The organism is Erythrobacter sp. SCSIO 43205, assembly GCF_019904235.1.
GTDB lineage: Bacteria > Pseudomonadota > Alphaproteobacteria > Sphingomonadales > Sphingomonadaceae > Erythrobacter.
On the sequence record NZ_CP063202.1, the window covers coordinates 3115271 to 3132920 of the forward strand.

At 60.1% G+C, this 17650-nt stretch carries 16 protein-coding genes; 14 read left to right on the forward strand and 2 right to left on the reverse strand.

Annotated elements, in window-relative coordinates:
* Positions 1–6: 6 nt before the first annotated feature.
* The 4 genes from INR77_RS14705 to INR77_RS14720 are packed head-to-tail and all read left to right on the forward strand — an operon-like array spanning position 7 to position 3762.
* Positions 7–1008 carry an ATP-binding protein gene (locus INR77_RS14705; RefSeq protein WP_223071754.1) on the forward strand — a complete coding sequence of 334 codons (1002 nt, stop codon included), beginning with the start codon at positions 7–9 and terminating at the stop codon, positions 1006–1008.
* Positions 1005–2669, forward strand: a complete 1665-nt coding sequence (locus INR77_RS14710; RefSeq protein WP_223071755.1) for a magnesium chelatase subunit D — start codon at positions 1005–1007, stop codon at positions 2667–2669. Before INR77_RS14705 ends, INR77_RS14710 begins: the two co-directional genes overlap by 4 nt.
* Positions 2666–3559 (forward strand): alpha/beta fold hydrolase BchO, encoded by an 894-nt coding sequence (bchO, locus tag INR77_RS14715; protein WP_223071756.1) that lies wholly within the window; start codon positions 2666–2668, stop codon positions 3557–3559. The genes INR77_RS14710 and bchO overlap by 4 nt, the downstream gene beginning before the upstream one ends.
* Entirely contained in the window at positions 3559–3762 is a 204-nt protein-coding gene (locus INR77_RS14720; RefSeq protein WP_223071757.1) for a hypothetical protein, read from the forward strand. Before bchO ends, INR77_RS14720 begins: the two co-directional genes overlap by 1 nt.
* 19 nt (positions 3763–3781) lie before the next feature.
* On the opposite strand, the gene INR77_RS14725 is transcribed toward INR77_RS14720, so the two are convergent.
* The gene (locus INR77_RS14725; RefSeq protein ID WP_370632233.1) at positions 3782–4609 is read right to left on the reverse strand and encodes a hydroxyneurosporene dehydrogenase; all 828 of its coding nucleotides are present in this window, start codon (positions 4607–4609) and stop codon (positions 3782–3784) included.
* 8 nt (positions 4610–4617) lie between these two features.
* The gene (gene crtD, locus INR77_RS14730) at positions 4618–6228 is read right to left on the reverse strand and encodes a 1-hydroxycarotenoid 3,4-desaturase CrtD (protein ID WP_255573811.1); all 1611 of its coding nucleotides are present in this window, start codon (positions 6226–6228) and stop codon (positions 4618–4620) included.
* A 111-nt stretch (positions 6229–6339) separates the two neighbouring features.
* Between crtD and INR77_RS14735 the strand changes: the two genes are divergently transcribed.
* From INR77_RS14735 to INR77_RS14780, 10 genes are all read left to right on the forward strand, one after another.
* Positions 6340–7473 (forward strand): methyltransferase, encoded by a 1134-nt coding sequence (locus tag INR77_RS14735; RefSeq protein WP_223071759.1) that lies wholly within the window; start codon positions 6340–6342, stop codon positions 7471–7473.
* 197 nt (positions 7474–7670) lie between these two features.
* The gene (bchC, locus tag INR77_RS14740) at positions 7671–8606 is read left to right on the forward strand and encodes a chlorophyll synthesis pathway protein BchC (protein ID WP_223071760.1); all 936 of its coding nucleotides are present in this window, start codon (positions 7671–7673) and stop codon (positions 8604–8606) included.
* Complete coding sequence (locus INR77_RS14745) at positions 8603–9592, forward strand: chlorophyllide a reductase iron protein subunit X (protein ID WP_223071761.1); 990 nt, start codon at positions 8603–8605, stop codon at positions 9590–9592. The genes bchC and INR77_RS14745 overlap by 4 nt, the downstream gene beginning before the upstream one ends.
* Before the next feature lie 104 nt (positions 9593–9696).
* The gene (bchY, locus tag INR77_RS14750) at positions 9697–11145 is read left to right on the forward strand and encodes a chlorophyllide a reductase subunit Y (protein ID WP_223073597.1); all 1449 of its coding nucleotides are present in this window, start codon (positions 9697–9699) and stop codon (positions 11143–11145) included.
* On the forward strand, positions 11142–12641 hold the full coding sequence (gene bchZ / locus INR77_RS14755) for a chlorophyllide a reductase subunit Z (protein ID WP_223071762.1): 1500 nt from the start codon (positions 11142–11144) through the stop codon (positions 12639–12641). The genes bchY and bchZ overlap by 4 nt, the downstream gene beginning before the upstream one ends.
* Positions 12642–12791: 150 nt before the next feature.
* On the forward strand, positions 12792–12950 hold the full coding sequence (pufB, locus tag INR77_RS14760; RefSeq protein WP_223071763.1) for a light-harvesting antenna LH1, beta subunit: 159 nt from the start codon (positions 12792–12794) through the stop codon (positions 12948–12950).
* A 91-nt stretch (positions 12951–13041) separates the two neighbouring features.
* Entirely contained in the window at positions 13042–13170 is a 129-nt protein-coding gene (gene pufA, locus INR77_RS14765) for a light-harvesting antenna LH1, alpha subunit (protein ID WP_223071764.1), read from the forward strand.
* Positions 13171–13309: 139 nt separating this feature from the next.
* On the forward strand, positions 13310–14146 hold the full coding sequence (pufL, locus tag INR77_RS14770; protein ID WP_223071765.1) for a photosynthetic reaction center subunit L: 837 nt from the start codon (positions 13310–13312) through the stop codon (positions 14144–14146).
* A complete protein-coding gene (pufM, locus tag INR77_RS14775) occupies positions 14146–15072 on the forward strand; it encodes a photosynthetic reaction center subunit M (RefSeq protein WP_223071766.1) in 927 nt (308 codons plus the stop codon). The genes pufL and pufM overlap by 1 nt, the downstream gene beginning before the upstream one ends.
* A 220-nt stretch (positions 15073–15292) precedes the next feature.
* Positions 15293–17635 (forward strand): TonB-dependent receptor, encoded by a 2343-nt coding sequence (locus INR77_RS14780; RefSeq protein WP_223071767.1) that lies wholly within the window; start codon positions 15293–15295, stop codon positions 17633–17635.
* The last annotated feature ends 15 nt before the right edge of the window (positions 17636–17650 follow it).

A 17650-nucleotide genomic window follows, 5' to 3' on the forward strand; every position in this document is an offset into this window, starting at 1 on the left:
GCTCTAATGGCAAAATTTCCATTCTCCGCCATCGTCGGACAAGACGAGATGAAGCAGGCGCTGCTTATGGCCGCGGTCGATGGCTCGCTTGGCGGGGTGATGGTCTTTGGCGATCGAGGCACGGGCAAAAGCACCGCAGCGCGCGCTTTGGCGAGCCTTCTGCCGCCGATTACCGCTCACTCAAATTGCCCCTATGGTGGCTCGAAAGAAGACGCTGAGAACTATCCGGATGTGTGCGGCGGAGGCCCTTTGCGCAAGCGGCCTGTGCCTTTCGTGGACTTGCCCCTTGGCGCGACAGAGGACCGGGTGGTTGGCTCGCTCGACCTTGAGAAAGCTCTGCGTTCGGGCGAAAAGGGGTTTGAACCCGGCCTTCTCGCCAAAGCGCACCGGGGCTTTCTCTACATCGATGAAATCAACCTTCTCGAAGACCACTTGGTGGACCTGCTCCTCGACGTGGCGGCGTCAGGTGAGAATGTGGTCGAGCGCGAAGGTTTGTCCGTTCGCCACCCGGCCAAATTCGTTCTGATCGGCAGCGGCAACCCGGAAGAGGGCGAACTGCGCCCGCAATTGCTCGACCGCTTTGGCCTCTCAGTCGAAGTGCGCACGCCAGAGACAATCGAGACCCGCGTTGAAATCATGCGCCTTGTCGCCGCAAACGAACGCGACCCCGAAGGCTTCGCGGCCCAATGGGCCGATGAGGACGCAAAGATCCTTAAACAAATCGCGCGCGGCAAAGCCAAGCTTGCGAAGTTGGAGCCGTCTGAAGACATCCTCACTGATGCCGCCCATCTGTGCATGGCGGTGGGCGCAGATGGCCTTCGCGGAGAGCTCACCTTGATGCGCGCCGCGCGTGCGCTCGCTGCCTTGCAAGGCGCGCGTTCAGTCAAGCGCGAGCATCTGATAGCGGTCGCGCCATCGGCCCTGCGCCACCGTTTGCGGCGCGATGTTCTGGATGAAACAGGCTCTACCGCGCGCATCACCCGCGCTATCGACGAGCTGTTCGGGTGAGCGGGGCAAGCACCCCGGTCGATCCCCTTAACGACGCTAGCATCGCCGCAACGCTCTTCACCCAAAATCCGCTGGGCTTTGGCGGCATGGTGCTGCGGGGAAGCTCGCCTGAGCGTGACGCTTTGGTGACAGCGATTGCGGATAAACACCCAACCCGCCGCTTGCCCGCTCATGTCGATGACGAACGGCTGCTGGGCGGGATCGACATAGCGGCGAGCTTGGCCGCTGGAAGGCCGGTTGAGACGAGAGGCCTGCTGACCGAGGCCGATGGCACAGTGCTGATCGTGCCGATGGCTGAACGCATGGATGAAGCTTTGGCAGGGCGATTGGCACAGGCTTTGGACGACAAACGCGTGGCGCTGATCCTGCTAGACGATGCGCGCGAGGCCGATGAGGGGCCACCGCCCTCGCTGATGGAGCGGCTCGCGTTTCAGTGTGATCTTACCCATTCGCGCGAGCGTGAGGCATCGCTTGGGCCTGCCCAAAGGGGCGAGGCTGCTCCCCTCAATGATGAAGCGCTCGGCGCGATTGCGGCGACGGGTGCCGCTTTGGGAGTGCACTCAGTGCGCGCGCTGATCCATGCAAGCGAGGCGGCGCGGGCTCATGCAGCGATGGCGGGGCGCGATGAGGTTGAACGCGCTGACCTTGAGGCAGCCGCACGCCTTGTGCTGGCCCCGCGCGCGAAGCAGCTCCCCCCGCCTCCGCAAGAGCCCGAAGCGGACGATGCGCCGCCGCCCGAACCGGGCGAGGACCCGCAAGAGAACAATCAGCAATCCACCGACCAAAAGCTCGAAGACAAGGTGGTCGAAGCCGCTGCTGCCGCCATCCCCGCCGACCTTTTAGCCCAGCTCGCCAAGGGTCTTGCCCCGCGTGCACCGGGCGCGTCGGGATCAGGGCAAAAGCGCAAGAGCGGGCTTCGCGGCAAGCCTCTGGGTGCGCGTCCCGGAATGCCTCGCGGCGGCGCTCGCCTCGCCATGATCGACACATTGCGCGCGGCAGTCCCGTGGCAGGGGGTGCGGCAGCGCGAAGTGGGCGCGGAGAGCGATGCGCCGCTGATCATGCGCAAAGACGACCTGCGCGTTCGCCGCTTTGAGGAGAAGGCCGCGCGGGTTACCATCTTTGCCGTCGATGCCTCCGGCTCGGCTGCCGCAGCTCGCCTTGCCGAAGCCAAGGGCGCGGTCGAGCTGATGCTTGCCCAAGCCTATGTCACCCGCAGCGAGGTTGCGCTTATCGCCTTTCGCGGGGAGGTTGCCGAATTGCTGCTTCCTCCCACACGCTCGCTCACCAGAGCCCGCCGCGCACTCGCCGAACTTCCCGGTGGAGGCGGCACGCCGCTTGCCATGGGCCTCAATACCGCGCGCGAGCTTGCGCATTCGGTGCGGGGGCGCGGGCGAACACCCAGCCTCATCGTCCTCACCGACGGGCGCGCCAATATCGGAGCAGACGGCCAGCCCGGACGCCGCCAAGCGGGCGAAGATGCGAAGAACGCCGCCAAGGCGATTGCGCGCGAGAGGCTGGACGCGCTTGTGGTCGACATCTCCGCACGCGCCAGCCGCGAAGGAGGCGAGCTCGCCGAGGCCATGCAGGCGCGATACCTTGCCCTACCGCGCGCCGACGCGAAGACGCTACACACTGCGATCTGCGGCATTGAACCGGCATGAGCCGTTCACTCAACTGGGAGCGCGAAGGACGCCTGTGGCCCCATCGCGAGGCAAGCGAATTTATTTCTCAAGGCCACGCGACATGGCACGTTCAACGCTTCGGGCAGGCAGGGCAGCCCCGCATTCTCCTTCTCCACGGCACCGGGGGGTCTGTCCACTCATGGCGCGGGCTCGCACCGATCTTGGCGGATGATTACGAGCTTCTGGCGCCCGATCTGCCCCGGCACGCCTTCACCACAGGACACGCGCCAGACGACACATCGCTCGTCGGTATGGCGCGCGCGATCCGCGACCTGCTCGGTGCTACCGGCTTTGCGCCCGACATGATCATCGGTCATTCCGCAGGCGCTGCGCTCGCACTGCAAGGCGCGCTCGATCATGGGTTCAACGGGCCTATCGTGGGTCTCAATGCCGCCCTTCGCCCCTTCCCCGGCCCTGCTGCTGAAATCTTCCCGGCGATTGCCAAGCTGCTTTTCGTGAACCCCCTCGTGCCGCGCGTTTTCTCCAAAATGGCGAGCTTTGGCGAAGAGGCGGAACGCTTCATCTATCGCTCGACCCGGTCGCACATCGATCAAGAGGGCCTTGCTTGTTACGCAGCGCTTATCAAGAACGCAGCCCACACCAAGGGCGCGCTGTCGATGATGGCCAATTGGGATCTGCCAACCCTGCGCAGCCGGATGGGCGAGATCACCAATCCCGTGCTGATGGTGCATTCGGACATGGACGCGGCAATCCCGCTGGATTGGGCTCAAGAGGCGCATGGCTGGCTGCCGACATCGCGATTGGAAGTGCTAGCGGGCCTTGGCCATTTGGCGCATGAAGAGGCTCCGGAACTCGCGGCTCAGCAAATTTTAGATTTCGCACAGGAGACGCTGGGGGAGGACCTCTGATGGAAGACTACAGCAAGAACATCACCGAGAATCTGGGCTGGCTGGAGATTGCGTTTTTCTATTCCATCGCGATTGGCGTGTGCTTTTGGCAGTGGTGGAAAATGCGCCGCGAAGTGCGCGAGATGCGCGCCGAGCGTGAGGCCCGCGAGGCTGAAGAAGCCGCGCGTAAAGACGACGAAGAGAGCGAAAAGCCGGAAGGCTAGGCCGGTTTACGTTGTAGGTTTACGTCGCTGGCTTTCTGGGCATCCGAAACGGCAGCATGAACTGCACCACTGGCGAGGCAAACCGCCGCATATCAAGGCTTTCCTGCACAGTCGCGACCTCCTCTCCAAACAATTTTGAAGACAATTCCGAGCGCGCATAAAAGGGCGTATCCTCCCACGTGCGCCTAACCTCAGCCACCCCGATTTCAGAGCGCGTGCGCCTCTCCACGCGCCATTTGCTTTTAGGCAAAGGCGCAATCGCGGGAAGCTCCACGTGAGACGCCTCGCAATGTTTATCAAAGCGGATGGCGCTGGCAAAAAGCGAGCCATCGCCGCGCTCGCCTTCGTAACAGACGACCGCGCCCTCCTTCATATGCGCCCGCGACCAGTGCCAGGTGTTAAAACCGCTCTCCAACGGTTCTGACCCGCGATTGTGGTCAAAATATCCGCTGCCTCCCCATGTCAGGCCCGGCTCCTCCATCTCGACCTCGATCCGCGCGCGCGGCGCCATGCAGTGCCAGATGTGGTTCTCCGCCGGATCAAGCGCAAAGCTCGCAGCATTGAGCGCTTCGGGATAAACCCGCACGCGCCCTGCGACCCGGCGATGAACGGGATTGAAAAGCCGCGTATCGCGTTCCTCAATATCAATCGTCAGATGATCGCCATCCCAGCGCATCGCGCTTGCCCCGATTTCGAGCGTATGCACATCTCGCCGCACGTCCTCCTTGGGCCGCTCGTGCATGACCCAGCGTGCTTTTGGACCGTAAAGCGCGATATTCATGGAAGAATGGTCAAGCGGCGTGCCTCTTCCCGATGCCTTGTAATAGGGCGAGAAGACGCTGCCCATAAAGGCGATTATCGTGAGGGCGTGGGCTCCGTCGTCGCTGATCGCGTCGATATACCACCAGGTGTAGCCGCCCGGTGGTATGTGCGCATCGAAGCGTGGTCCTGTTCGACCTTTTTCGCCGCAAGCAGCCCGGATAAGGCGGCCATCGGGACGCCCGCTGAAGGATGCGTCGCTCCCCCAGCGCAGTATAGCCTCCTGATCCGCGTGCGCGGCCCCTGTCTCAGGAATGAGGCCGCCGAGCCGTGCGACGCTCTGCCATATAGAGCCCCCCCGGTTGCCGGGAAGAGGCGCTCCCACGTGGCCGGCGTCGCGAGCGCGTGAGGCATCTCGTCCTCCAGCGTGAGGCCGCATCGTTTCAGAGTCCTCAGCATCTGATGGGTGCATCGGTCATTCTCCTTGGGATCGTAGGAAAGGCGGTCGCCATGGGCGTCACCATTTGCTGGCGCATTGACGATGATTTGCAGGCGTTCTCTTGAATTTCTGGCGCGGCCGTGCGGCGCGGTGGCGGCTTTCAGGTCCGCACTGCGGTCAAGCGCGCATACATAAGCGGTGGGTTCGCTCGGGGGTCGGCCGCTGGCGATCTCGTCGAATTCGCGGGCGTAATCACTGGAGAAAAAGACGTTGTGATGGGTGAGATCAAAGCCGCCTGTTTCTGCATGAGCGTACCAGACCAATGCTGAAAGCGAGCGCTTGGACACGGGCAGTGGCTTGACCGCGCGCGAGGCGCTTTGCCCGAAATACCCCGTCGCAATCGCGTTGGGGTCGGCGTTGCATATGACGCTATCGGCGCGGATGACTTCGCCATTGTCCAGGCGCACGCCGCAGGCGTCTCCTGCGTCATCGAGCAGAATTTCAGTGACGCGCTGCCCCATGCGAAAGTCAGCGCCCTTGACCTCAGCCAACCGCCGCAAAGCAATCGCAAGCGCATTGATCCCGCCCTCGATCAGCCACACACCCATCGCCTCGACATGAGCGATCAGCATGAGGGTTGCGGGCGCGGCAAAGGGTGAGGAGCCGCAATAGGTCGAATAGCGGCCAAAGAGTTGTTGGAGGCGCGGGTCGGGGAAGAATTCGCCCAAAGCCTTCCACATGGACTTGTGCGGGCGCATCGCGGCAAAATCGCCAAATTTCGTCAAACCAATGCGCCATAAAAGCGGCAGCGGGCTCGACACATTGTCGCCGCGCATCATCGGCTCATTGAGGATCTCATACATCCTTGCGGTTTCCGCCTGAAACCGGGCATATCCGCGCGCCGCCTCCAGTCCGGCAAAGTCGCCTATCGCATCGATGCTGCGCTTCGGATCGGCGTAAAGATCGAGCGCATCGGCCCCTTGCTCCTCCCCAGACCACGCATGGCGGGCGAGCACCTCAGCCTTTTTGACGCTCACAAAGTCTTCGAGTCGCGCGCCTGCGTCTTCGAAAATTGAATCAAAGACATCGCGCATGGTGAAAACGGTGGGGCCTGCATCAATCTCGACGCCATCCACCACGACGCGGGCAGCCTTTCCTCCCACTTCGTCCCTCGATTCCACGAGGGTGACGCCAATCCCGCGCGCCGAGAGACGGGCCGCTGCCGCTAACCCTCCCATGCCTGCGCCGATGATGACGACCGACTTCAAATACCCCTCCATCCAGCGCCTATCGCTGGAGAAATCTCACATTACAGTTGACCTGACTGTAGCAGGTGTCCAACTATTTAGACAAATAAAGTGTCAATTTGTGGGATAATATTGGCTCAATTGTCATCAAAAGCCTCTTGGAAAGTGCGCTATGTCGCGCGCCGCAATGCGGTGTTTGCAAACCCGCGCTTCCAGTATTGGTGCGCCAAACTCCCGCTGGTGAACCGTATCGCCAGAGCGCGCGCGGGCGAGGCGTTCGACCTCATCGCAGGCTTCACCTATTCGCAGATTTTGCGCAGCTATGTTGAAAGCGGGCTGTTTGATTTGCTGCAATCCGGCCCTGTGGGCCACGCACACGTCGCCGCCGAGCTTGGCCTTAGCCATGATGCCAGCCTCACTTTGCTAAGGGCAGGCCGCGCGCTACGCCTTTCCGAAGAACCCATCGCAGACGGCTGGATGCTGGGTGAAGCGGGCGCGGTGCTGGCCGCAGACCAAGGCGCGCAGGCGATGGTGCGCCACCACCGCCTCCTTTACCGCGATCTGGCTGACCCGATGGAACTCCTTCGTAAAGACCGCAAAGAGCCAACCGAATTGTCGCGCTTCTGGTCCTATGCAGGCGCGCTTCACGGCGCGGCGGAGCGCGGGGCGCAGACCGCGGAATATTCCGAGCTTATGGCCGCCTCGCAGCACTTTGTCGCCGATCAGGTGCTAGCCTCCTATCGCTTTCCCAAACACGCGAGACTGCTTGATGTGGGCGGCGGGCACGGCGCGTTCCTGACCCGCATGGGCGCAGCGTTTGATGGCCTGCACCTGGGTCTTTTTGACCTTCCCGAAGTGACTGAGACGGGCGCAAAAATTCTTGCCGAGCGGTTCGGGGAAGCGCGCGTATCAGCGCATCCGGGCAATTTCTTCGAGGATCGAGTGCCGCGCGGCTATGACGTCGTCTCGCTCGTGCGCATCCTGCATGATCACGACGATGAGGCAGCGCTCAAAATCCTCACCAATATCCGCAAAGGGCTGGAGCCGGGGGCTCACCTTCTCATCGCAGAACCGATGACTCGCGTTCCGGGAGCCGAGGGCATGGGAGAGGCGTTTTTCGGGATGTATCTGTGGGCAATGGGCTCTGGCCGAGCACGCAGCGCTAGCGAATACGCGGTCATGGCGCGCAAGGCGGGCTTTGCTCGGACCAAAAATGTGCCCACACCCCAACCTGTTAACGCCAGTATCCTCCTGGCCTTTGCGTAAATCTTGCACCACATCACAAACTGTCTGCTTTGGTTGACACTTGTGAGTGTAAAGCGTAGCAGGTGACAGAGAGGTAGTCCTTCCTGGGACATTCACCGAGTCGAACCAAGGGTGTGACCCTGAGAGCGATGGCGCGAATGGAGGGATGAACCGGGTTAATCCGGGCCGGCATAAAACCGGGGAAGCGAGTCCACGTAATGCAAAGTCTGGCTGTGATACTTAAGGGACCTGAGCGCATAGCGCTTCAGGCGCTTGAGCTGAGCGAGCCAGCGCCGAGCGATGTGCTTGTCGATATTGCATGGAGCGGGATCAGCTCGGGCACTGAAAAGCTCCTGTTTACCGGGCAAATGCCGGACTTTCCGGGCATGGGTTATCCGCTTGTGCCGGGTTACGAATCGATTGGCCGGATCGTTGACGCTGGCAAGGCGGCCAAGGGGCGGATTGGCGAATGGGTGTTCGTGCCGGGCGCCAATTGCTACGCTGATGCGCGCGGGCTTTTCGGCGGCACGGCAAAAACCGTGATGCTCCCATCACCGCGCGCTTTGAGCGTACCGGAGCATTTGGGTTCAAACGGCGTTTTGTGCGCGCTCGCCGCAACTGCGCTTCACGCGATCAACGAAGGCCGGGTGCCTGAACTTATTATCGGGCATGGCGTGCTTGGCCGGTTGCTTGCCCGCCTTACGGTTGCGCTTGGAGAAAAAGCGCCAACGGTCTGGGAAACGGCTGCGTCGCGCCGTGCTGGCGGTGTTGGCTATGACGTCATCGCGCCTGAGGATGACAGCCGCACCGACTACGCCTCGATTTACGATGCGAGCGGCGATGCAGCTCTGCTCGACGCACTTCTCGGACGGCTTGCCAAGGGCGGCGAGATTACGCTCGCAGGCTTTTACAAAGACCGGCTCAGCTTCGCCTTCCCGCCTGCTTTCATGAAAGAGGCTCGCCTGCGGATTGCAGCGGAATGGGCGCCCAAGGATATCGCGCAGACAATTGCGCTTATCGAGGCAGGCGCGCTCGATCTGGAGGGGCTTGTCACCGACCACGCACCAGCAAGCCAAGCGGTCGATGCCTATCCCAAGGCGTTCAGTGACCCCGATTGCCTCAAAATGGTTTTGGATTGGAGAGAAGTCGCATGACGATGTTGGAAGCCCAGGATCAGGCTTTACGCGACGAGGCGGCTGAAGAGCCCGACCCCGTGCATACGGGTGAGGTGACCAAGGAAACGCAGGTCATCGCGATATATGGCAAGGGCGGCTCAGGCAAAAGCTTCGCGCTCTCGAACCTCTCTTACATGATGGCGCAGCAGGGTAAGCGCGTGCTGCTGATCGGGTGCGACCCCAAGTCCGACACGACCTCGCTGCTGTTTGGCGGCAAGTCGTGCCCCACCATCATTGAGACTTCATCGAAGAAGAAGCTGGCAGGCGAAGAGGTCACGATCGAAGACGTGTGCTTCCAGCGTGACGGCGTTTTCGCAATGGAGCTTGGCGGACCGGAAGTGGGCCGGGGCTGTGGTGGCCGCGGCATCATCCACGGTTTTGAGCTTCTTGAGAAACTGGGCTTCCACGAATGGGGCTTTGACTACGTCCTTCTCGACTTCCTAGGCGACGTGGTGTGCGGCGGCTTCGGCCTGCCGATTGCGCGCGATATGTGCCAGAAAGTGATCGTGGTCGGCTCGAACGATTTGCAATCGCTCTATGTTGCGAACAACGTGTGCCATGCGGTTGAATACTTCCGCAAAATGGGCGGCAATGTCGGTGTTGCCGGCATGATCGTGAACAAGGACGATGGCACGGGCGAAGCGCAAGCCTTTGCGAAAGCTGTCGATATTCCTGTACTGACCGCAATCCCGGCGAATGAAGACATACGCCGCAAAAGCGCCAATTATCAAATCATCGGAACGCCGGGCGGCGAATGGGGCGGGCTCTTTGAAGAGCTTGCTACAAACGTTGCCGAGGCCCCGCCGCGCCAACCTCTCCCACTCGACCAGGATGGCCTCCTCGACTTGTTCTCACCCGAAGACACGGGCGGCAATGTCGAACTGATCCCGGCTACCCAGGCCGATATGCGCGGCGGTGTATTTGAAGAGAAACCATCACTTGAAGTGATCTACGACGAGGTTTGAACCTGACTGATCTTCCTTCCTCTAACGCGCAACGCACCCGTGACACGCTGGACGTGGGGAATGCCCCTGCCCAGCAAGACGGCGCGTGTTCGAGCAAGGAAACAATGCGCGAGGCGGCGCGCGCGGCCGGGAAAAGTGACATACTCGACCAATACGCTGCCGATTATCCCGTGGACCCGGAGCGCGGGCCGCATGATCAACCGCAGTCGATGTGCCCCGCTTTCGGGTCTTTGCGCGTTGGCCTTCGCATGAAACGAACAGCGGCCGTGCTCTCGGGCTCGGCGTGCTGCGTTTATGGCCTTACATTCACCTCGCACTTCTACGGCGCGCGGCGCACGGTGGGCTATGTGCCCTTCTCTTCCGAGACGCTCGTCACTGGCAAGCTGTTTGAAGACATCAAGGAAGCGGTCGAGTGCCTTGCCGATCCCGAACATTACGACGCGGTTGTGGTGACGAACCTGTGCGTGCCCACCGCCAGCGGCGTGCCGCTAAGGCTGCTGCCCGACCAGATCAACGGCGTGCGTATTATCGGCATCGATGTGCCCGGCTTCGGCATCCCCACTCACGCAGAGGCGAAGGATGTGCTCGCAGGCGCCATGCTCGCCTATGCGCGCAAAGAGGCGATGGAAGGCCCGGTTGCAACGCCTGAGAAACGCTCCGACCGGCCAACGGTGGCGCTGCTTGGCGAGATGTTCCCCGCCGATCCGGTGGTGATCGGGCAAATGCTTGAGCCGCTTGGCCTCGCCGCAGGTCCAACCGTACCAACCCGCGAATGGCGCGAGCTTTATGCAGCACTCGATTGCTCGGTAGCCGCCGCGATCCACCCCTTCTACACCGCGAGCATCCGCGAATTTGAAGTCGCTGGCCGCCCGGTCATTGGCTCTGCTCCCGTGGGCGCAGACGGCACCGCCGCTTGGCTCGATAGTCTTGGCGATTGTCTCGGCCTCCCCGCTGACAAGGTCGCTGGCGTGAAGAACGCCATGATCGGCGCGTGCAAAGGCGCTTTGGCGGGCTCCCCGATCAAGGGCCGCGTGACCGTCTCCGGCTATGAGGGTTCAGAACTCCTTGTCGCGCGCCTGCTGATCGAGAGCGGCGCGGATGTGCCCTATGTGGGCAGCGCTTGTCCCAAGACAAAATGGTCGGATGCCGACCGCGAATGGCTCGAAGCCAAAGGCACCCGTGTCAATTTCCGCGCGAGCCTTGAAGACGACATTGCGGCCATCGAAGAGTTCGGGCCGGACTTGGCGGTCGGGACAACGCCGGTGGTTCAGTACGCCAAATCCAAGGCTTTGCCTTCGCTCTATTTCACCAACCTCATCTCCGCGCGCCCTCTGATGGGTCCGGCAGGGGCTGGCAGCCTGGCGCAGGTCATCAATGCGGCTATGGGCAATAAAGCGCGCTTCGACACGATGCGCGAATTCTTTGAAGGCGTGGGCGATGGGCACGCCACGGGCGTGTGGGAAGATACACCCGTCGACCGCCCGAAATTCCGCAAGAAATATGCAGCTTTGAACGAAGCGGCGCGCAAGGCGTCAGAGGCGGTGGGCACATGACGCTCGTTCTGGACCATGATCGCGCCGGAGGGTACTGGGGCGCCACTTACGTCTTTACGGCGGTCAAGGGCCTGCAAGTCATCATTGATGGCCCGGTGGGCTGTGAGAACCTGCCGGTTACATCCGTCCTCCACTACACCGACGCCCTTCCCCCGCATGAATTGCCGATCGTGGTGACGGGTTTGGGCGAAGAAGAGCTTGGCAAAACCGGCACCGAAGGCGCGATGAAGCGCGCTTGGGAAACCCTTGATCCAGAACTTCCTGCCGTGGTGGTCACTGGCTCGATCGCTGAGATGATTGGCGGCGGTGTCACGCCAGAGGGCACCAATATCAAGCGCTTCCTGCCGCGCACGATTGACGAGGATCAATGGCAGAGCGCCGACCGCGCACTCACTTGGCTGTGGACCGAATTTGGCCCCAAGAAGATGCCGGCACAACGCCCGCGCAAAGAGGGTGAGAAGCCGGTCGTCAACATCATCGGCCCGTCATACGGTATGTTCAATATGCCCTCGGACCTCGCGGAAATGCGCCGCTTGATCGAAGGTATCGGCGCTGAGATCGGCGTCGTATTTCCGCTTGGTTGCCATCTTGCTGACATTCGCAAGCTCGGCATGGCGGACGCGAATGTGTGTATGTACCGCGAGTTTGGCCGCAATCTTTGCGAGACACTGGAGCGGCCCTATTTTCAGGCGCCTGTAGGGCTCTCCAGTACCACCAAATTCCTGCGCGCGTTGGGCGAAGAGCTGGGCCTTGACCCCGAGCCTTTTATCGAGCGCGAGAAACACACCACGATCAAGCCCTTGTGGGACTTGTGGCGCTCGGTCACGCAGGACTTTTTTGCGACCGCCAATTTCGGCATCGTTGCAAACGAAACCTACGCGCGCGGTATCCGCCACTTTCTCGAAGACGACATGGGCCTCCCATGCGCCTTTGCCTATTCGCGCGAGGCCGGGGTCAAACCCAGGAACGACGAAGTGCGCGAGAGCATTCACAAAACCCCGCCGCTCGTCCTGTTCGGCTCCTACAACGAGCGGATGTATATGGCAGAGACGGGTGGCACAGGCCACGGTCCTGCGGGTCAGTTCATCCCGGCAAGCTTTCCCGGCGCTGCCATCCGCCGCCACACCGGTACGCCCTTCATGGGTTATGCAGGCGCAACCTATCTGGTGCAGGAAGTGTGCAATGCGCTCTTCGATGCGCTGTTCCATATCCTGCCGCTTGGCACCGATATGGACAAAGGTGATGCCACCCTTGCACGCGGCGCCGGTGTGCCGGTCAAGGCAGGGTCAAACGGCGCGCCAACACACGAAGTCACATGGGACGCGGCCGCCAAGGCGAAACTGGACGAACTGGTCCAACAACAGCCCGTCCTCATCCGCATTTCCGCCGCCAAACGCCTTCGCGATGCAGCCGAGCAATCCGCTCGCGCGCGCGGCGCTGACACGGTGACAACAGATTGCCTTCAAGGGGCATTACTCGAGGGGGAAGCCGTATGACGCGCCTCTCTCTCACCACAAAAACTTATGAGGGATCACAAGTTTTGCCTGACGTAGTCGGGCATCCGCAATCCACGTGGGGGATCACGCGCGGATACCGTCGGGGACAATTCCGTCTCCGCTCCAATGTTAACTTATGGAGATACTATAATGGCTGATGGTGATCGCCCAAGCGTGGGCACCTATCTGACCGACGAAGAAGCAAAGGAGATCCATGGCGCGTTCATGGGCACCTTTGGTCTTTATGTCGGCATCGCAGTCGTGGCTCACATCCTTCTTTGGATCAATAAGCCCTGGCTGCCGCTCTAAGCCTTTAACACCACTGTTTGAACGGCCCTGTTGACGCCTTCCCACCCGGAATCCGTCTTGGGGCCCAGACAATTGGCATAAGGAATTGAATATGTACAAGATTTGGCATCACTTTGATGTTCGCCGGACCCTGGTCGCACTTCATGTCGGCCTCGCGGTTCTCGCGTTCACGATCCACTTCATCCTGCTTAGCACCGAAACATACGGCTGGCTGAGCTGATGAGTGTTTGGCCAGCGTCAAGTTGGCCAGACGCAAAAATTCGTGAGGAGGCAGGTTCGCCTGCCTGCCTCCCACACACGAACGATTGAACCGATACGCAAACGATAACGCCCGTACATAAAGCGGGAAGGATGGACCTATGGCGCTCCTTAGTTTCGAGCGGAAATACCGCACACGCGGTGGCACATTGATCGGCGGCGACCTTTTCGACTTTTGGGTCGGGCCGTTTTATGTCGGATTCTTCGGGGTTACGGCAGCAATCAGCGCGCTTTTGGGCACAATGCTGATCTTTGCTGCAGCCGCAGAAGGACCAACACTCAACCCCTGGCTTATCGATATTCAGCCACCATCTATCGAAGCCGGACTGGCCTTTGCCCCTCTTAGTGAGGGCGGATACTGGCAGGTCATTACGATCTGCGCGGTTGTCGCCTTTTGCTCATGGGTGATGAGGCAGGCAGAAATCTCCAAGAAACTGGGCATGAACTATCATGTTCCCATCGCTTTTTCCGTGGCGGTTTTTGCCTATGTTACCCTCAATGTAATCCGCCCCTTGTGGATGGGCGCATGGGGGCATGGTTTCCCTTATGGCATTTGGTCGCACTTGGACTGGGTGTCGTACACGGGATATAACTATGTGAACTTCCACTATAATCCCGTTCATATGATCGCGATCACGTTCTTCTTCACGAACTGTCTCGCGCTCGCTCTGCACGGTGGCCTTGTTTTGTCAGCGGTCAATACTGGCAAAGGCAATGAGGTCCGCTCGCCAGAATATGAAGACACCTATTTCCGCGATTTCATCGGCTATTCGGTCGGTACGCTTGGCATTCACCGTGTGGGGCTCTTCCTCGCGCTGAACGCAGCGTTCTGGAGCGCGATCTGTATCGTGATTTCAGGCACACTGATGACCGGAAGCTGGGTTGAATGGTGGGATTGGTGGCGCGCGGTCCCGATGTGGCAAGGAGAACCGATCTGATGGCTACCTATCAAAACATCTTCACCCAAATCCAGGTCAAGGCCGAACCAGAAATGGGTGTGCCTTTGACCGACGGAAGCGAGGCACGCATTCCGGCCACAGGCTATTCCTATTGGATGGGCAAAATCGGTCAGAGCCAGTTGGGTCCGGTCTATCTGGGCTGGCTTGGCATGATCTCTCTTGCTTTCGGGACGGCGGCCTTTCTCATCATTGGTTTGAACTTCTGGGCTCAGGCCGGGTGGGATCCGCAAACCTTCATCCGCGAGCTGTTCTGGCTCTCGCTTGATCCGCCAAGCTCGGAATATGGGTTTAGCCCGTTTGTGCCTTTGAATGAGGGCGGTTGGTTCATCATGACCGGCGCTTTCCTTACGATTGCGGTGCTGTCCTGGTGGGCGCGGACCTATTACCGGGCCAAGGCGCTAGGCATGGGAATGCACATTCCGTGGGCTTTCGCCTCGGCGATCTGGCTGTTCCTGGTGCTGGGCTTTATCCGTCCGCTCCTTTTGTGGGATTGGTCAGAGGCCGTTCCTTACGGCATTTTCAGCCACCTGGACTGGACCAATAACTTCAGCCTCGTTCACGGCAATCTGTTCTACAACCCGTTCCACGCGCTCTCGATTGTGTTCCTTTACGGTTCAGCAGTCCTTTTCGCGATGCACGGGGCGACGATCCTCGCCGTTGGCCGCTATGGCGGTGAACGTGAGATCGAACAGATCACAGACCGCGGCACAGCATCGGAACGCGCTGGCCTGTTCTGGCGCTGGACCATGGGCTTTAACGCTACGATGGAATCGATCCACCGCTGGGCGTGGTGGTTCGCTGTTCTCACCACTTTGACAGGCGGGATTGGTATTCTCTTGTCAGGCACTGTGGTCGACAACTGGTATCTGTGGGCACAAGAGCACTATTACGCTCCCAAGAACTAGGGGCTGAGGCCCCGGGGCTTAGGCGAGCCCAACCATAGGTCTAAAAGGCCCGGCTTCACGAGATGTGAGGCCGGGCTTTTTCGTTGGAGCGAAGCCTTTAACCCGATCACAGTCCAAGTCAGAAAATCGTCAGCCTTCTCCAATCTGCAACATGAAAGCCACGCAGCTGTCATGACTTGGGTCTAGCGCCCGCTCGACCTCTCTATTCAAATCAAGGGTAATGACAGTGACGAAACCTCTCTTTCGATCAATCCTTCTCGCATCTGCAATGGCCATTCCTGCACAAGCCATGGCGCAAGACAATGATGAGCAGTCAGGCAACACCATCATCGTGACCGCGCAAAAAGTCGAACAGCGCGCGCTGGATGTGCCGATCACCATCTCTGCGCTGGGCGGCGAAAACATCGAAGAACTGGGCGTTACTGACCTTGACGAATTGTCAAATTATGTCCCCGGCCTGCTCATTCAGGAACAGAGCGCCAACAACCCCGGCGTTGTCATTCGCGGGATCACCTCAGACAGCGGCTCTTCGCAGCAAGGCCCGCGCGTCACGCTATACTACAACGGCGTCGATATCTCGCGCTCGCGCGGGTCTTATCAGGCGATTTATGATCTTGAACGGGTCGAAGTTATCAAAGGCCCGCAGGCGACCTTGTTCGGAACAGCATCGGCGGTCGGCGCGATCAGCCTTGTCTCCGCTCGCCCGCGCGAAGGGTTTTCTGGTGAGCTCACCGGTGGCTATGGCAATTTTGAGCAGACTTTGCTCGCCGGCCACCTCAACGCTGGCTCTGACGTTCTCGCAGGGCGCGTCGCGTTCGAGTACCGGACGCGCGATGGCTATGTCGAAAACTTGAGCGCCAATCAGGAAGAAGAGCTTTACGCACAGGATCAACTGGGTGTGCGTGCATCGCTTCGTTACACGCCATCAGGCGATTTCACGCTCGATCTGATCGGCACATACGACCAACAACGCAATGGCGGCACCCCGTTCACCTCCGGCACTTTCCCTGCCTTTGCAGGTGCACCGGGCGGTCCGGCAAACGCATTTGAAGATGCAAATCTGGGCGGCTTTCCCGAAGGCGCAGCGGCGCTGGGCGATGATCAACTGGGCCTCAACCGCGAGGTTTATGATCTGAACCTTACCGCAGAATATCAGTTTGCAGACGACTGGACGTTCACCACAGTCAATGGCTACCGCGAATTTGACAGCGCGGAAGTGTTCGATGCGGATGGCACGGCGGCGCCCTTCCTCGAATTTGCTGAAATTGCAGACGGCTGGCAGGTCAGCCACGAAGGCCGCTTCACCTATTCAGGCACCAATGTTCGGGCAAGCGCAGGCTGGAACATCTTCATCGAAGAAGGCGCACAAAACGTGCCTTTCGCCACCGAAGAAGGCCTGTTTTTGCAATGCCTCACCTCGATTTTCGGCGCGCCTTTGATCCCTGGCATCCCTTGCGTTGCAGCCGACGGCAGCGTGCCAGCAACCGCGGTCACTAGCCTTGCGACAAGTGGAGCGGCAACCGCCATTCCCTATGCTGCTCGGTTTGAAAATCAGGGGCGCAATGAGGCCTATTCGGTCTTTGCCGATGTCACCTGGCTTCCAACCGACAATCTGGAGCTCACCGCAGGGGTGCGTTTCATTGATGAATACCGCCGCTCCGGCTTCATCTCGGTATCGCCTGACAGTGTGCTAAGCGGTGCACCGCTCATCCCGGGCTTTCTGGACACCAACCTTCAGACATATCGCGATGATGCGAGCTTCACCGCCGCCCTTCCGCGCTTTAACGCGCTCTATCGGATCAGCGATGACGTGAACGTGTTTGCCACCGTCTCAAAAGGCCGCCGTTCGCCCGTGGTCAACCTTGGTGCAACTGTCGATGGCGCGGGCAATGTTGTCCCCGATCCACAAATTGTGTCTGAAGAAACGGTTTGGAACTACGAAGGCGGGGTCAAGCTAGCGAGCGGGCCAGTATCGGCATCGCTGGGCGTTTATTACCAGGTCTACGAAAACTTTCAGGTTTCGGTGCAGGATCCCGATGGCCCGGTCGGCACTTTCATTACGCAAAGCGCAGGTTCTGCCAGCAACCTTGGCGTCGAAGGTGAAGTTTCAATCGAGGCAACCGACTGGCTGCGCCTCTTTGGTAACTTTGGCTATATCGACGGCGGGATTGACGAAGACGGCGCATTCTCACCGGCCTTTTCCGGCGCACGCTTCCGCCTCCAGCCTGAGTTTCAGGCATCGGCGGGTTTCACGCTCGACTACGAATTTGACAACGGTATGCGCTTCTTTGCAACGCCAAGTGTGACGCATCGCAGCCGGATCTTCTTCGAAGTGCCTAACAGCGACCTGATCAGCCAGGAAGGCGTCACACTGGTCAATGCGCGCGCAGGTTTGAGCTTCGCAGATGAGCGGTACGAAATCGCAGGGTTCATTCGCAATGCGTTTAACGAGGACTACCTGCTTGATGCAGGCAACACTGGCGGTGCATTCGGTATCCCGACCTTCATCCCGGCAGAGCCACGCTTTTATGGCATTCAGGTAACAGCGCGCTTCGGCGACTGATCCTTCGCAAGGTAA

Coding starts and splice junctions, on each gene's coding strand:
- INR77_RS14705 (WP_223071754.1), top strand. CDS start 7: ATGGCAAAATTTCCATTCTCCGCCATCGTCGGACAAGACGAGATGAAG.
- bchO (WP_223071756.1), top strand. CDS start 2,666: ATGAGCCGTTCACTCAACTGGGAGCGCGAAGGACGCCTGTGGCCCCAT.
- INR77_RS14720 (WP_223071757.1), top strand. CDS start 3,559: ATGGAAGACTACAGCAAGAACATCACCGAGAATCTGGGCTGGCTGGAG.
- INR77_RS14725 (WP_370632233.1), bottom strand. CDS start 4,609: ATGGGCAGCGTCTTCTCGCCCTATTACAAGGCATCGGGAAGAGGCACG.
- bchC (WP_223071760.1), top strand. CDS start 7,671: ATGCAAAGTCTGGCTGTGATACTTAAGGGACCTGAGCGCATAGCGCTT.
- INR77_RS14745 (WP_223071761.1), top strand. CDS start 8,603: ATGACGATGTTGGAAGCCCAGGATCAGGCTTTACGCGACGAGGCGGCT.
- bchY (WP_223073597.1), top strand. CDS start 9,697: ATGCGCGAGGCGGCGCGCGCGGCCGGGAAAAGTGACATACTCGACCAA.
- bchZ (WP_223071762.1), top strand. CDS start 11,142: ATGACGCTCGTTCTGGACCATGATCGCGCCGGAGGGTACTGGGGCGCC.
- pufB (WP_223071763.1), top strand. CDS start 12,792: ATGGCTGATGGTGATCGCCCAAGCGTGGGCACCTATCTGACCGACGAA.
- pufA (WP_223071764.1), top strand. CDS start 13,042: ATGTACAAGATTTGGCATCACTTTGATGTTCGCCGGACCCTGGTCGCA.
- pufL (WP_223071765.1), top strand. CDS start 13,310: ATGGCGCTCCTTAGTTTCGAGCGGAAATACCGCACACGCGGTGGCACA.
- pufM (WP_223071766.1), top strand. CDS start 14,146: ATGGCTACCTATCAAAACATCTTCACCCAAATCCAGGTCAAGGCCGAA.
- INR77_RS14780 (WP_223071767.1), top strand. CDS start 15,293: ATGACAGTGACGAAACCTCTCTTTCGATCAATCCTTCTCGCATCTGCA.